Below are 13,970 nucleotides of genomic sequence, written 5' to 3'. Positions count from 1 at the left end.
TCGGGCGGATGATCATCTCGTCATCTTGACGAGAAGGATCAGCCGGGATTATCGTCTTCATGACGATAAAGGAGAGGGACATGGCAGACATCACTCGGCGGTTCGGCTACCGGCACCTGCGGGCCGCACCCACCTCGTACGTCCGGCACCTGGAGCGCGGCAAGCTGCGCCGGGAGGGCGCCGGCCTGGCCTACTGGTTCCGCCCGCTGGCCGCCAGCATCTCCGAAGTACCGGCGGACGACCGCGAGTTGACCCTGCTCTTCCACGCCCGCACGGCCGACTTCCAGGACCTCACCGTGCAGGCCACCGTCACCTACCGGATCACCGACCCGGCGGTCGCGGCCACCCGGGTGGACTTCGGCATCGACCTGGCCACCGGCCGCTGGCGGGGCGAACCGCTCGACCAGATCGGCGGGTTGCTCACCGAGACCGCCCAGCAACACGCCCTGGAGCTGATCGCCCGCACCACCCTGGCCGCCGCGCTGGCCGACGGCATCACCCTGCTCCGCCAGCGGATCGGCGAGGGACTGGGCGGCGACCAGCGCCTCGCCGAGACCGGGCTCGCGGTGATCGCGGTCCGGATCACCGCCCTGCGCCCCGAGGCCGAGCTGGAGCGGGCCCTGCGCACCCCCGCCCGCGAGCAGGTCCAGCAGGAGGCCGACCGGGCCACCTACGAGCGGCGCGCCGTCGCGGTCGAGCGGGAGCGCGCGATCGCCGAGAACGAGCTCGCCAACCAGATCGAACTGGCCCGCCGCGAGGAGGAGTTGATCCAGCAGCAGGGCGCCAACGCCCGCCGCCAGGCCGAGCAGGCGGCCGCCGACGACGGCATCCGGGCCGAGGCCGAGGCGGTCCGCCGCACCCGGCTGGCCGCGGCCGAGGCGGAGGCCGCCACCATCCTGGCCACCGCCAAGGCCGAGAGCGACCGGGCACTCGGCGAGGCCCGGGCGGCCGGCGAGGCGGCCTGGCTGGCGGCGCACCAGCAGGCCGGGCCCGAGGTGCTCAAGGCGCTGGCGCTGATCCGGCTGGCCGAGCACCTGCCGAAGATCGACAGCGTCACCCTGACCCCGGACGTGCTGACCGGGCTGCTGACCAAGCTGGGCGGCGGGCAGTCGTCGTGACGCTCACCCCCCGGGTGGTGCTGGTGCACCGCCGCACCGAGTACGAGGAGCTGCTCGCCCGGCACGGCTCGCGCGGGCAGGCCTCCTTCTTCCTCGCCTCGCGCGGCCGTTCACTGGCCGAGGCGGAGCGGCGGCACGACCGGACGGCCGCCGCGCTGGCCGAGGTCTCGGCGGCCGTCCCGCTGGACTGGCGGCGCAGCCGGGTGGAGCGGGCCGACCTGGACCGCTTCCTCTTCACGCCCGAGGACGTGGTGGTCGTGGTCGGCCAGGACGGGCTGGTGGCCAACACCGCCAAGTACCTGACCGGGCAGCCGGTGATCGGGGTGGACGCCGATCCGGGCCGCAACCCGGGCGTGCTGGTCCGCCACCGCCCGGAGCGGGCCGGGCCGTTGCTGCGGGCGGCGGTCGGAGCGGGGGCCGACCGCCGCCTGGAGCAGCGCACCATGGTGGAGGCGGTGGCCGACGACACCCAGCGGCTGCTGGCCCTCAACGAGGTCTACCTCGGCCAGCGGGGCCACCAGACGGCCCGCTACCGGCTGGCCGCCCCGGAGGCGCCCGAGGAGGCGCAGGCCTCCTCGGGCGTGCTGGTCGGCACCGGGACGGGAGCGACGGGGTGGTGCCGGTCGGTCTGGCAGGCCAGCCGCAGCACCCTCCCGCTGCCGGGGCCGGACGCGGCGGGCCTGGCCTGGTTCGTCCGGGAGGCCTGGCCCTCGCCGACCACCGGCACCTCCCAGGTCCAGGGCCTGCTGACGGAGGGTCAGTCCCTGTCCCTGACCGTCGAGTCGGACGAGCTGGTCGCCTTCGGCGACGGCGTCGAGGCCGACACCCTCAGCCTCGGCTGGGGCCAGACCGTCCGGATCGGCGTCGCCGCCCAGCGCCTGCGGCTGCTGTGAGCGCTTGCTACCACTTGCTCCACGGGACGGTCCAGCCGCTCAGGCCGTTCTCCGGCTCGACCGTCTCGCCCTTGGAGTTGACGATCTCGACCACGTCGCCGATCCGGGACTCCTCGTAGAACTTGCCCGCGTCGGAGGTCTTGCTGCCGCTCTCCGTGTCGAACAGGCCGACGCAGCCGTGGCTGTAGTTCCCCCGGCCGATGTTCGGGTTCCAGGAGTTGCCGTGCACGTAGGTGCCGCTGTCCGTCAGCTTCATGGCGTGCGGGACGGCTGCCAGGTCGTACGGCTCGCCCCTGACGCCGGGGACGGTGGCCGAGTTCATCCGGGTCACCCGCTCCTTGGAGAAGATGACCATCTTGCCGTTCCAGGACGGGTTGTCGTCGCTGCCCGCCGAGATCCGGACCTCCCGGGAGCCGGCCGCCGTGGTGACGGTCATCCGGTGGGTCTTGGCGTCCACCGTGCTGATCCGCTTCTCCCCGACGGTGAAGGTCTCCTCGGCGTCCTTGTCGCCGTACAGGCCGGGGGCGATCTCGATGCTCTTCAGGTGGTGCCTGACGGTGACCTTGGTGCCCGGCTTCCAGTAGTCCTCCGGCCGGAAGTCCAGCCGGGTGTCGTCCTCCAGCCAGTGGCCGCGGGCGACGGTGCCGTCGCTGCCCTGCACGGTGACCGCCTTCCGGACGGCCTCCTTGTCCTTCACCTGCTTGCCGAAGTTCACCGAGACGATCATCCCGACGCCGTAGGTCTCGCCGTTGCCGATGTTGTCCCTGACCGACACCTTGCCCGCGGGCACCAGCGTGGTGAAGCTGCTGCTCACCGCCGACACCAGCCCCTGCCCGTCCTTGGCCTGGGCGCTGACGGTGTATCCGGTGCCGGCCACCAGGCCTCCCTCCGGCGTCCACCCACGGCCGTCCGCGGTGGTGGAGCCGGCGACCTTCTTCCCGTCCTTGTCCGTCACCACCACCTCGGACAGCGTCCCGCCGTCCACCTCGACCTTGAGCGCCCCGTCCAGCCGGACGTCCTTGGCCCCGTTCGCCGGACTCACCCGCAGCACCGCCGCCGAGCTCTTCGGCAGCACCTCAGCGGACGGGCTCGCCGCCCCGGAGGCGACCACCGGAGCCGGCTCCCCCGCACCACCGCCGCTGCACGCCGTCCCCAGCACCAGCACACTGCCCATCACCACGGCCACCTCGGCCGCCCGAACGTACTTCACGTGCTCCCCCTCGTTCATGGTCCACGCTCTATACGCTCCGACCCGGGTCGAAGGTTGCACCCGGTCCGGCAGCGGGGCGCGGGGGCACGACGTCCACCGGACGGGTGGTCAGGTACCAGGAGGAACGGCCCTCGTCCTGTCTGACGATCAGGTAGCCGGGCCGGGGCAGTCGCATCGGGCGGCGTCCGTCACCGGAGCCGTGCGCCGAGTAGGACCAGTCACCAGGTGTGTCCGCGGGCCAAGCCGGGTGGGGGCAGTCGCACCCGGGAAACCGGCGGAGGCACTCGCACAGGTAGTCGACGTCCCAGCGCCCTTCGCCCTGGAACTGGACCGTCACCACCGCGGGGCCGCCATCGTGGCGGAGCACGTCGTCGTGCCGGCCGCGGTGTTCGGGCGCGAGCGCGGTCGCGTCCGCCGGCGGCACGATCCGGATCGACCAGCGGTAGTCCTCGCGGTGGGAGTTCACCGTGACGCGCAGATGGGTGGCCTCCGCCGGAACGAGACGCCGGCCGCGGTAGTCGTCGATCACCGAGAGCAGCGTGGCCCCGGTGCCGACCAGGTCCTCGGTCCGCGTCACGAGCTCGACGACGAAGTGGCCGTCGCCGACGGCCTCGATCTCCGCGAGGGTGACACCGCCCGGCTCGTGGCGGTCGATGAGCACCTCGACCGTCCCGGGCCCGGACCCCGTCGCCACGTGGCGCTCGCCGGTGCCGACCGCCACCGGCGGACGGTCGAGGGCGGCGATCGGCGGGAGCGCGTCGATCGGGACGGGCCGCCCGTCGCGCCGGGCCGCGAGCCGGATCACGGCTGCCCGGCCGTCGCGCAGGGCGGCCAGCGCGTCGGGTTCCGTACGGGCCGCGCCGGCCCGGTCGTACGCCGCCAACGCGGCCCGGTACTCCTCCAGGACGGCCGGGGGCGCATCCACCACGTCGACGCCGAGGTCCAGGACGGCCAGCTCCTCCCCGAAGAGGGTCACCGACTCGCGCACCGCGACGGGCAGTTCCCCGAACGGTGGTCCGTCCGTCGACGGCCGGGGCATCGCCGACCGGCGTTGACGGACCTTCAGGCCGGCCACACCCAGCACCAGTCCGAGCAGGAAGCACACCGCATAACCGACCATGACCCCCATCCTCGCACCCGTGTTCCCCTCGAACGCCCTGCGGGCCGGGTCCCTCCCCCCACTGCCCGAGAGGGGAGGGACCCGGCCCGTGAGGGTGGGTCAGGTGGTACGGGTGGGTCAGTTGTCGTTGCCCGCGCGGAGCTTGGTGACGGCGGCCTCCAGGCGGGCGCCGTACTCCTCGTCGGCCGCGTGGAAGTGGGCGAGGTTCTTCTCGACGACGTCGTCGCGGGAGACCTGGGAGAGGAAGCCCGCGATGTTGTCGATCAGGCGGGTCTTCTCGCCGGCCGACATCAGGCGGTAGAGCTCACCGGCCTGGAAGAAGTCGTCGTCCTTGGTGTGCTGCGGCGTCACGTAGGTGCCGGTGTGGCCGGTGACCGCGACGGGGGCGGCCAGCGGGGCGTCGGTCTGGGACGGGCCGTCGTACGAGTTGGGCTCGTAGTTCTTGGCGTCCTTGCCGTTGCGGGCCACGGCGGAGAAGCCGTCCTGGCCGTAGTTCTGCGCGGTGGTGGCCTTGGGGGCGTTGACCGCGAGCAGGGTGTGGTTGACGCCGAGGCGGTAGCGCTGGGCGTCCGCGTAGGCGAACAGGCGGCCCTGGAGCATCTTGTCCGGGGAGGCGCCGATGCCCGGCACGAAGTTGTTCGGCGAGAACGCGGACTGCTCGACCTCGGCGAAGACGTTGTCGGGGTTCCGGTTCAGCACCAGGCGGCCGACCTTGACCAGCGGGTAGTCCGCGTGCGGCCAGACCTTGGTCAGGTCGAAGGGGTTGAAGCGGTAGTCGGCGGCCTCGGCCACCGGCATCAGCTGCACGTACAGGGTCCAGGACGGGAAGACGCCCCGCTCGATGGCCTGGTGCAGGTCGCGCTGGTGCGAGTCGGCGTCGGCGCCGAGCACCTCGGCGGACTGGCCGCCGTCGAGGGAGCGGATGCCCTGGTTGGTCTTGAAGTGGTACTTGACCCAGAAGGACTCGCCCTGCTCGTTGGTCCACTGGTAGGTGTGCGAGCCGTAGCCGTTCATGTGGCGGTACGAGGCCGGGATGCCGCGGTCGCCGAACAGCCAGGTGATCTGGTGGGTGGAGGCCGGCGAGTGGGCCCAGAAGTCCCAGACGTTGTCGGCTTCCTGGATGCCGGTGTACGGGTCGCGCTTCTGCGAGTGGATGAAGTCGGGGAACTTGATCGGGTCCTTGATGAAGAACACCGGGGTGTTGTTGCCGACCAGGTCGTAGTTGCCCTCGCGGGTGTAGAACTTCAGCGCGAAGCCGCGGGGGTCGCGGACGGCGTCCGAGGAGCCGAGGGCGCCGGCGACGGTGGAGAAGCGGAGGAAGACCTCGGTCCGCTGGCCGACGGCCGAGAGGAAGTCGGCCTTGGTGTACTGCGAGACCTCGTCGGTGACCTCGAAGTAGCCGTAGGCGCCGGAGCCGCGGGCGTGCACGACGCGCTCCGGGATGCGCTCGCGGTTGAAGCGGGCCAGCTTCTCCAGCAGCTGCTGGTCCTGGATCAGCAGCGGGCCGTACTCGCCGGCGGAGGCGGAGTTCTGGTTGTCGGCGACCGGGGCGCCGGACTCGGTGGTGAGGATCTTCGACATGAGGGTCCTTCAAGTAGCAGCGGTGCGAGGTGTTTTGCGGGGCGGCAACGACAGGCGGGAGCGGAAGTGCGGGCCGTGGGTGGCTGGGCGCGCCCCGCGGCGGAGCCGCAGATCAGCAGAGGCTCGCGCCCCTGACGGGGCGCACCTTCGTGCTAGACGCCGAGCAGGCGCCAGATGGCCGAGCGGCGGCGGGAGGACTGCTCGCCGTCGGGGCCGTCGGTCGGCTGCAGGGCAGCGACGGCGGCGGTGGTCGCGGCGGCGTCCGCGAGCGGGCGGGCGGCGGTCAGCGCGGTGGCCTCCGCCGGGGTGAGGCCGGCCTCGGCGAGGGCCTGCTCGGCCTCGGCGGCGGGGACGGCGTTGAACCAGCGGAGCGCGAGGGCGGCGCGGCCGGCCTCGGTGAGCTTGCCGGTGAGGCGCAGGCGGGCCAGGCCGCCGTCCGGGTAGACGTTGATCCGCACGTGGGTGGCGTTGCGTCCGGCGGCGAGCCGGAAGCGGTGCCGGGTGTCGGGCTGGAGGCGGGTGCGGGGCAGCAGCTCGAACCAGCCGTCCGCGTCGGTGGACGGGTCGCCGCCGGTGGAGGCGTCGTAGCCGACCAGGTCGGCCCAGCCAGGGGCGTTGGCGACGAAGTAGGAGGTGTCCACCTCCGCCGCCAGGACCTCGCCGCCCCCGGCCAGGGCGATCTGTACCCAGTCGTTGGCCTTGTCGCGCCGACGCCGGGTCTCCCAACCGTCGCCCATGACGGAGGCGCGACCGGGAGCGTTCAGGTTGTGCGGGGACGAGAAGTAGCGGTCCGAGGCGGCCTCGGCCACGCCGCCGAACTCCTGGGCGGCCAGGTCGAAGCTGAGACCGTCCAGCTCGCGCGGGTCGGGCAGCACCTCGCCGTGCACCCGCAGGCGGGCCACGCCGCCGTCGGGCCAGATGTTCAGCCGGACGTGGGTGTAGCGGGTCGGGTCGGTGACCTCGAACTCGTGGGCGGTGTTGCCCTGGAGGGCGGTGCGCGGCACCAGGTCGGTCCACTCGGCGGCGGCCAGCTCCTCGGGCGAGGGGTGGCCGGGGACGGAGGCGCCCTGGACGGAGCCGGTCTCCGGGTAGTTGCCGGTGAAGAAGGCGGTGTCCACGATCACGCCGTGGATCCGGCCGGGGACGCCGAGCCGGACGACCGCCCAGTCGTGGTCCTCGTCGGTGGGGTGCGGCTGCTCGGCCGAGACGCCGCGGCGGCGCTTGGACTCCCAGCCGTCCATGATCTGGCCCTTGTGGCCGAAGGTGTGCGGGCGGAACTCGGCGGGCTTGGCGACCAGCAGGTTCTCCGCGTCGGCGAAGGTGTCCTCGTTGGTGTCGACCACGCCGGCGCCCAGCAGGCGCGAGGCCAGGTTGACCAGCTCGGTGAACGGAGCGCTCGGGGTCTGACCGGTGCTCAACTGAGGTCTCCTTCTTCGTTGTTGCGGATCTGACGGCCGAACGGCGCGGCCTCGACGTCGATCACCCGGCCGCGGAGCCAGGTGGTGCGGACGGAGCCGCTCAGGGTCTTGCCCGCGTACGGCGTCACGGGGTTGCGGTGGTGGAGGTCCTCGGCGACCACGGCGAACTCGGCGTCCGGGTCGAAGGCCACCAGGTCGGCGTCGTTCCCGACGGCGATGGCGCCCTTGGTGCCGGTCAGGCCCGCCAGCTCGGCGGGGCCGCTGCTCATCCAGCGGACCAGGTCCGTCAGGGTGTGGCCGCGGCGGCGGGCCTCGGTCCAGACGGCCGGCAGGCCGAGCTGGAGGGAGGCGATGCCGCCCCAGGCGGCGGCGAAGTCGCCGCTGCCGCCGTAGCGCTGAAGGAGCTTCAGGTCCGGGGTGGAGGGCGAGTGGTCGGAGACCACGGCGATGAACTCGCCGGCCGCCAGCGCCGCCCAGAGCTGGTCCCGGTTGGACTCGTCGCGGATCGGCGGGCAGCACTTGAAGGCGGTGTCGCCGTCCGGCACCTCCTCGGCCGCGAGGGTGAGGTAGTGCGGGCAGGTCTCGGCGGTCACCCGGACGCCGTCCTCGCGGGCCTGGCGCAGCAGCGGCAGCACGGCGGCGGAGGAGACGTGCAGGATGTGGACGCGGGCGCCGGTGCGGCGGGCCGTGTCGAGCAGCCGGGCCACGGCGGCGGCCTCGGCGTCGTCGGGCCGGGAGGCCAGGAAGTCGCGGTAGTGCACGCCCGGGTGCTGCGGGGCGGCGTCCAGCACGGCCGGGTCCTCGGCGTGGATGATGGCCAGCGCGCCGATCCGGGCCTGCTCGGCCAGCGCGGCCTCCAGGTCCTCCTGCTCGACGTGCGGGAACTCGTCCACCCCGGAGGGGGCGAGGAAGCTCTTGAAGCCGAACACGCCCTCGCGGTGCAGCGGTTCGAGGTCGGCCACGTTGCCGGGGATCGCCCCGCCCCAGAAGCCGAGGTCGACCCAGGCCTGGCCCTCGGCGATCTTCCGCTTGGCCTCCAGGCCCTCGACCGTGGTGGTCGGCGGGATGGAGTTGAGCGGCATGTCGATGATGGTGGTGACACCGCCGGTGGCGGCCGCCTTGGTGGCGGTGGCGAAGCCCTCCCACTCGGTGCGGCCGGGCTCGTTGACGTGCACGTGGGTGTCGACCAGGCCGGGCAGCAGCGCGGTGTCGCCGAGGTCGGTGAGGTGGGCATCGCCGACGAGCAGGGAGCCGTGCTCGGCGATCTGCTCGATCCGGCCGTCCCGGACCAGCACGTCAGCGGGGCGCTCGCCGTCCGGCAGGACCACGCGGCGGGAGCGGATCACCGCCGTGCTGGCGGGCGTCTCGCTGATGGGCATGGGGACCTCCGGGAATAGCGAAGGCGGACAAGGCAATTGGGGCCCGTTCACCGGGTCGCCAGCTGCGATTGTTCGGAGCCTAGGCCCGCCTTCAACAAAACGTCAATGTAGGAAAGTACGATCGGTCAGGCCTGCAGGAGTTCGGCCGCCAGCCGCTCCCCCGCGACCTCGGCCAGCTCCCCCGCCTTGGTCATGGAGTCCCCCGGCTGCTCGGCCAGGTCGGTCAGCGCGTACGCCGCGACGAAGCCGGCCGACCGCCACTGGGGCTCCGAGAGCTCCAGCCGTCCGGCCACGGCGGCCACCCGAACCCCCGCCCGAGTGGCCGCCGCGGCGACACCGGCGGGGGCCTTGCCGTGCAGCGTCTGCGCGTCCAGGCATCCCTCACCGGTCACGACGAGTCGTGCCCCACGCACGGCCTCGTCGAAGCCCAGCAGTTCGAGCAGCAGCTCGATGCCGGGTCGCATGGTGGCGCCGAGCAGGGCCAGGGCGGCGAAGCCGACCCCTCCTGCCGCCCCGGCGCCGGGGGCGTCACGGAAGTCCTTGCCACTGACCCCGCGGACCACGTCCGCCCAGCGGGTCAGGCCCTCCTCCAGGATCACCAGGTCGTCGCCGTCGGCACCCTTCTGCGGTCCGTAGACGGCGGTCGCGCCGCGCGGGCCGAGCAGCGGGTTGTCCACGTCGCAGGCGACCACGACCTGGACGCCCTTCAGGGTGTCGGCCAGCGCGCCCGGGTCGATCCGGTCCAGCTTGCGCAGCGCGGCGCCGCCGGGGGCGAGCTCCAGGCCGTCGGCGTCGTAGAGGCCGACCCCGAGGGCCTGGACCATGCCGGCCCCGCCGTCGGTGCAGGCGCTGCCGCCGAGGCCCAGCACGATCCGCTTGGCGCCCAGGCTGACGGCCCGTCCGATCAGGGTGCCGACCCCGTAGGAGCCGGCCGCGAGCGGCGCGGTGCGGCCGCCGGGGAGCCGGGCCAGGCCGCTGGCCTGGGCGAGCTCGACCACGGCGGTGTCCCCGCCCAGGGCGATCGCGGCGTCCACCGGCAGGCCGGTCGGACCGGCCACCTTGACGGCGACCTTCTTGAAGCCGGCGGCCAGCGCGGCGGCCAGGGTGCCCTCGCCGCCGTCGGCGACCGGGAGCTCGCGGATGTCCGCACCGGGGGCCACCCGGCGGATGCCGGCCGCGATCCTGGCGGCGACCTCGGCGCCCTCCAGGGTGCCCTTGAACTTGTCAGGGGCTACCACGATGTGACCCATGGGGACTCTCCGTTGCTCGCGCTCGATACGTCGTCAGGCCGATCATCTGCCCGGAATGACCGGGGTGCGACCCCCTCCCCGCCGTTCCCCCCGCTCCGCTTCCGACGTACGGGGGGCTCCCCTCGGCGGGGAGGGGGCCGGGCGGCGCTGGTGCTCGGAACGACCGAAGAACCGAGCGCACCGCCGGCTTGGAACGGTCGGCGGACGGGTGGATGAGCACCGGACCCGTCGGCCGACCGAACTGTGGCCCCCTGGCGGCGCGGGCACGACCGGACAGGTACACGCCGCCAGGGGGAGCTATGGGGTTACTTGACCTCGCGGCCCGAGAGGCGCTCGACGCCGCGGAGCAGGGCCGAGTGGTCCAGCGAGCCGTCGCCGTTGGCACGGGCCGAGGCGACCAGCTGGGCCACCACGGCGCCGACCGGCAGGGCCGCACCGACGGCACGGGCGGCGTCGGTGACGATGCCCATGTCCTTGTGGTGCAGGTCGATCCGGAAGCCCGGGGCGAACTGACGGTCGATCATGTTGCCCTTCTTGCGGTTCAGCACGGTGGAACCGGCCAGACCGCCGCCGAGCACGTCGAGCGCGGCCGGCAGGTCCACGCCCGCGTTCTCGAGGAAGACCACGGCCTCGGCCAGCACCTGGATGTTGACCGCCACGATCAGCTGGTTGGCCGCCTTCACGGTCTGGCCGGCACCGGCCGGGCCGACGTGGATGACGGTGGTGCCGAGCGCGTCGAACAGCGGCTTGGCCTCGGCGAAGTCCGCCGCCTCGCCGCCGACCATGATGGAGAGCACGGCCTCGACCGCGCCGGCCTCGCCACCGGAGACCGGGGCGTCCAGGGTGCGGACGCCCTTCGCCTTGGCGGCGGCCTCGACCTTGATCGAGGTCTGCGGGGTGATGCTGGACATGTCGATGACCAGGGTGCCCGGGGCCACGTTCTCCAGCACGCCGCCCTCACCGAGGATGGCCTGCTCCACGTGCGGGTCGGCCGGGACCATCGTGATGACGACCTCGGCGTCCTTCACGGCGTCGGCGATCGAGGTGGCACCGTGGCCGCCCGCCGCCACCAGGGCGTCGATCTGGGGCTGGGTCAGGTTGTAACCGGTCACGTGGTGGCCGGCCTTGACCAGGTTGGCGGCCATCGGGCTGCCCATGATGCCGAGGCCGATGAAGGCGATCTTGCGGCTCATCGCGATACGTCCTTTGGTGCGGGGAGGGTGAGAGAAGGTCAGTTGGAGCGGAGCTCGCGCGGGAGCCACTCGAAGCTGTCGGCGGAGACGCCGGTCGACGGCTTGTACTCCAGGCCGATCCGGCCGGTGTAGCCGGCGGCGGTGAGGCGGGCGAACAGGTCCTCGAAGTCCAGCTCGCCGGTGCCGGGCTCGTTGCGCGCCGGGGTGTCGGCGATCTGCACGTGGCCGATCCGGTCGGCGTACTTGGTGATCACCTCGGCCAGGTCCTCGCCGTTGCGGGCCAGGTGGTAGAGGTCGCAGAGGAACTTCGCGTTCCCGAGGCCGGTGGCGGCGTTCACCTTGTCCACCACCTCGATCGCGGCCTCCGCGGAGAGCAGCGCGTAGTCCGGGGACTCGACCTTGTTCAGGGTCTCGATCAGCAGCAGGGCGCCGATCGAGTGCGCGGCCTGGGCGGCCAGGGCGAGGTTCTCCAGCGCGAGCTCGTCCTGCTCGGCGGCGGAGACGCCCTCCACCCGGTTGCCGTAGAGCGCGTTGAGCGCCTTGGTGCCCAGCGACTCGGCGAGCGCGACGGTCACCGGCAGGTTCTCCCGGAAGCGCTCGCGCTCGGCCGGGACGGAGACGGTGCCGCGGGCGCCCTTGGTCAGGTCGTCCAGGAAGTTCAGACCGGTCAGCTGCACGCCCGCGTCGGTGAACGCCTTGCGCAGCGCGTCCAGCTCCGCCTCGGACGGCGTGTGGTTCTCCCCGAAGGGCCACCAGAGCTCGGCGGCGGTGAAGCCGGCGGCCGCGGCGGCGGCGGGGCGCTCCAGGAGCGGGAGCTCGCTGAACAGGATCGACAGGTTGACCGTGTACGTGTGCTGGGAAGCGGCAGTCACGCCCATCACCTTTCACTCTTCCGATCCGAGACTTCCACGATCCGGAAGACGGATTCTGCTTGATGGAAGCTTGCCCTGCCGTCCGATGGACCGTCAAGACCGCTCGCAACATTTTGTTGAAGCTCTCCGTCGAGTCCTGCCCCTTCCGCCAAAACGCCTGATCGATAGAGTGACCAGGTGCGATTGATGGTGGAGTTCACGACAGAACCGTTCGAGCGGGACACGTTCCCCGAGCACGCCGAGGCGGCCCTGAAGGCGGTGACCGACGCCGGACTCGAGGTGGCGGTCGGCCCCTTCGGGACCGACGCCCGGGGCGAGGCCGAGGACGTCGTCACCGCTGTGACCACGCTGCTGCGCGAGACCCTGGCGGCCGGCGCCACCCGGATCTCCGTCCAGGTCAGCGTGCTGGACCAGGAAGAGGAAGGAGGGGGTAGCGCGTGAGCGAGGCCCTGGAACACCCGCTGGCATCGGCGATAAAGCCGCTGCTGGAGGCCGTCGGCGCGACCGAGGTCGCGCTCGACGAGGCCCGCCCGGACGACGTGGTGCTGGAGTGGGAGGGCCGGGCGGCGATCGCCGTCCGGCTGCCGCACCTGAGCAGTGCACTGGACCGTCTGCTGGCCGAGATGACCCGTCAGTTCGACGGGCGTCCGCTGACCGAGCTGGACCGGTACGAGAAGCAGCGCGTGGTCGCCCTCCTGGAGGAGCGCGGCGCCTTCACCGTCCGACACGGCGTGGAGACCGTCGCCAGCGCCCTCGGCGTCAGCCGGTTCACGGTGTACAACTACCTGAACCGACAGGACGGTTCGAAGGGCTGACCTGACGCTGTCCGCCCCGTCCACTGGCTGCGGCCGGGGCGCCGCGCCCAGTCTTGCCGACACGGCGGACCGGGCACACTTGGCGAATCGCACACCAAAAGGGCCGGTCAGAGCACTTGGCCCAAAACGTAACCACCAACAGTTCAACAAAGTGTTGACGGCTACGGGTGGCGGATCTAGCTTTTCCGGGTGGCACCACTCTTCAGGAGGCCCACCCGTGACCAGCCCCATCGACGCTCTTGACGCTCTGGCGGCGGCCCCCGCCGCCGAGCTGACGGAGACCCTGCTGGAGATCTGCTCCAGCCCCAGCTGGGCCGCCCTCGTGGCGGACACCCGGCCGTGGTCCGACCGGGCCGAGCTGCTCGCCGCCAACGAGGCGGCGATGGCGAAGCTGACGGTCGAGGACCTGAACGACGCGATGGCCGGCCACGCCCGGATCGGCAAGCCCAAGACGGGCGACGCCACCTCCGAGCGGGAGCAGGCCGGCATCCGGGGAGTCGACTCAGCACTCCTCGACGAACTGCACGAGGCGAACGCCGCCTACGAGGCGAAGTTCGGCCACGTGTTCCTGATCTGCGCGACCGGCCGCACGGCCGACACCATGCTCACCGCGCTCCGCGAGCGCTTCCCGAACGACGCCGCCACCGAGGCTTCGATAGTCCGGGGCGAGCTGCGCAAGATCAACGACATCCGGATCAACCGACTGCTGGACGAGGCCTGAGCGCCTCACAGCACGTCAACTCCTGCCATCAGTAAGGTCATTCAACCCATGACTGGCATCTCCACGCACGTGCTGGACACCAGCCTCGGCCGCCCGGCCGAGGGCGTCCCGGTCGAGCTCGCACTGCACACCGAGGGTGGCTGGCAGGTGCTCGGCACCTCTGCCACGGACTCCGACGGCCGGGCCAAAGACCTGCCGGCCGTGGAGGCGGGCTCGGTCGTCCGGCTGCTCTTCGACACCTCCGCCTACTACGCGAAGAAGTCCGAGGAGCCGCCGTTCTTCCCCGAGGTCTCGATCGTCTTCACGGTCGCGCCCGCGCAGCACCACTACCACGTGCCGTTGCTGCTCAACCCGTTCGGATACTCGGTCTACCGCGGAAGCTAGTAGACCGCTGGAACCC

At 72.3% G+C, this 13,970-nt stretch carries 14 protein-coding genes; 6 read left to right on the top strand and 8 right to left on the bottom strand.

Translation table 11 applies throughout. From position 1 onward, the window contains the following. Positions 1-80 precede the first annotated feature (80 nt). Both ACWEPF_RS24830 and ACWEPF_RS24825 read left to right on the top strand, forming a co-directional pair. A complete protein-coding gene (locus ACWEPF_RS24830; protein WP_452174218.1) occupies positions 81-1,118 on the top strand; it encodes an SPFH domain-containing protein in 1,038 nt (345 codons plus the stop codon). After that, complete coding sequence (locus ACWEPF_RS24825) at positions 1,115-2,011, top strand: hypothetical protein (RefSeq protein WP_452174217.1); 897 nt, start codon at positions 1,115-1,117, stop codon at positions 2,009-2,011. Before ACWEPF_RS24830 ends, ACWEPF_RS24825 begins: the two co-directional genes overlap by 4 nt. A 7-nt stretch (positions 2,012-2,018) precedes the next feature. On the opposite strand, the gene ACWEPF_RS24820 is transcribed toward ACWEPF_RS24825, so the two are convergent. The 8 genes from ACWEPF_RS24820 to ACWEPF_RS24785 all read right to left on the bottom strand — a co-directional run bounded on the left by ACWEPF_RS24820 (position 2,019) and on the right by ACWEPF_RS24785 (position 12,040). Beyond that, complete coding sequence (locus ACWEPF_RS24820) at positions 2,019-3,239, bottom strand: L,D-transpeptidase (RefSeq protein WP_452174216.1); 1,221 nt, start codon at positions 3,237-3,239, stop codon at positions 2,019-2,021. A gap of 10 nt (positions 3,240-3,249) precedes the next feature. After that, positions 3,250-4,341, bottom strand: a complete 1,092-nt coding sequence (locus ACWEPF_RS24815; RefSeq protein ID WP_452174215.1) for a hypothetical protein — start codon at positions 4,339-4,341, stop codon at positions 3,250-3,252. Positions 4,342-4,458: 117 nt separating this feature from the next. Beyond that, positions 4,459-5,922 (bottom strand): catalase, encoded by a 1,464-nt coding sequence (locus ACWEPF_RS24810; protein ID WP_345280233.1) that lies wholly within the window; start codon positions 5,920-5,922, stop codon positions 4,459-4,461. A gap of 152 nt (positions 5,923-6,074) precedes the next feature. Further along, positions 6,075-7,340 carry an allantoicase gene (gene alc, locus ACWEPF_RS24805; protein WP_452174214.1) on the bottom strand — a complete coding sequence of 422 codons (1,266 nt, stop codon included), beginning with the start codon at positions 7,338-7,340 and terminating at the stop codon, positions 6,075-6,077. Next, complete coding sequence (gene allB / locus ACWEPF_RS24800; protein WP_345280237.1) at positions 7,337-8,719, bottom strand: allantoinase AllB; 1,383 nt, start codon at positions 8,717-8,719, stop codon at positions 7,337-7,339. The genes alc and allB overlap by 4 nt, the downstream gene beginning before the upstream one ends. A 125-nt stretch (positions 8,720-8,844) precedes the next feature. Then, a complete protein-coding gene (locus ACWEPF_RS24795; protein WP_452174213.1) occupies positions 8,845-9,969 on the bottom strand; it encodes a glycerate kinase in 1,125 nt (374 codons plus the stop codon). Positions 9,970-10,274: 305 nt separating this feature from the next. Next, the gene (locus ACWEPF_RS24790; protein WP_345280241.1) at positions 10,275-11,162 is read right to left on the bottom strand and encodes a 2-hydroxy-3-oxopropionate reductase; all 888 of its coding nucleotides are present in this window, start codon (positions 11,160-11,162) and stop codon (positions 10,275-10,277) included. Positions 11,163-11,200: 38 nt separating this feature from the next. Further along, a complete protein-coding gene (locus tag ACWEPF_RS24785; protein ID WP_452174212.1) occupies positions 11,201-12,040 on the bottom strand; it encodes a TIM barrel protein in 840 nt (279 codons plus the stop codon). 180 nt (positions 12,041-12,220) lie between these two features. On the opposite strand from ACWEPF_RS24785, the gene ACWEPF_RS24780 reads away from it, so the two are divergent. From ACWEPF_RS24780 to uraH, 4 genes are all read left to right on the top strand, one after another. Further along, positions 12,221-12,475 (top strand): thiamine-binding protein, encoded by a 255-nt coding sequence (locus ACWEPF_RS24780; RefSeq protein ID WP_345280245.1) that lies wholly within the window; start codon positions 12,221-12,223, stop codon positions 12,473-12,475. Continuing rightward, positions 12,472-12,849 carry a helix-turn-helix domain-containing protein gene (locus ACWEPF_RS24775; protein WP_452174211.1) on the top strand — a complete coding sequence of 126 codons (378 nt, stop codon included), beginning with the start codon at positions 12,472-12,474 and terminating at the stop codon, positions 12,847-12,849. Before ACWEPF_RS24780 ends, ACWEPF_RS24775 begins: the two co-directional genes overlap by 4 nt. Before the next feature lie 217 nt (positions 12,850-13,066). Next, positions 13,067-13,570, top strand: a complete 504-nt coding sequence (gene uraD, locus ACWEPF_RS24770) for a 2-oxo-4-hydroxy-4-carboxy-5-ureidoimidazoline decarboxylase (protein ID WP_452174210.1) — start codon at positions 13,067-13,069, stop codon at positions 13,568-13,570. Positions 13,571-13,618: 48 nt separating this feature from the next. Further along, positions 13,619-13,954 (top strand): hydroxyisourate hydrolase, encoded by a 336-nt coding sequence (uraH, locus tag ACWEPF_RS24765; protein ID WP_345280250.1) that lies wholly within the window; start codon positions 13,619-13,621, stop codon positions 13,952-13,954. The last annotated feature ends 16 nt before the right edge of the window (positions 13,955-13,970 follow it).

The organism is Kitasatospora sp. NPDC004289, from assembly GCF_053602875.1.
Note: the sequence above shows the minus strand (reverse complement) of the source record. Positions and strands in the feature narration are given on the sequence as shown.

Excerpts from the sequence above, each read along its gene's own strand:
- ACWEPF_RS24830 (WP_452174218.1), top strand. The coding sequence starts at position 81 with ATGGCAGACATCACTCGGCGGTTCGGCTACCGGCACCTGCGGGCCGCA.
- ACWEPF_RS24820 (WP_452174216.1), bottom strand. The coding sequence starts at position 3,239 with ATGAACGAGGGGGAGCACGTGAAGTACGTTCGGGCGGCCGAGGTGGCC.
- ACWEPF_RS24815 (WP_452174215.1), bottom strand. The coding sequence starts at position 4,341 with ATGGTCGGTTATGCGGTGTGCTTCCTGCTCGGACTGGTGCTGGGTGTG.
- ACWEPF_RS24810 (WP_345280233.1), bottom strand. The coding sequence starts at position 5,922 with ATGTCGAAGATCCTCACCACCGAGTCCGGCGCCCCGGTCGCCGACAAC.
- allB (WP_345280237.1), bottom strand. The coding sequence starts at position 8,719 with ATGCCCATCAGCGAGACGCCCGCCAGCACGGCGGTGATCCGCTCCCGC.
- ACWEPF_RS24795 (WP_452174213.1), bottom strand. The coding sequence starts at position 9,969 with ATGGGTCACATCGTGGTAGCCCCTGACAAGTTCAAGGGCACCCTGGAG.
- ACWEPF_RS24790 (WP_345280241.1), bottom strand. The coding sequence starts at position 11,162 with ATGAGCCGCAAGATCGCCTTCATCGGCCTCGGCATCATGGGCAGCCCG.
- ACWEPF_RS24785 (WP_452174212.1), bottom strand. The coding sequence starts at position 12,040 with ATGGGCGTGACTGCCGCTTCCCAGCACACGTACACGGTCAACCTGTCG.
- ACWEPF_RS24780 (WP_345280245.1), top strand. The coding sequence starts at position 12,221 with ATGGTGGAGTTCACGACAGAACCGTTCGAGCGGGACACGTTCCCCGAG.
- uraH (WP_345280250.1), top strand. The coding sequence starts at position 13,619 with ATGACTGGCATCTCCACGCACGTGCTGGACACCAGCCTCGGCCGCCCG.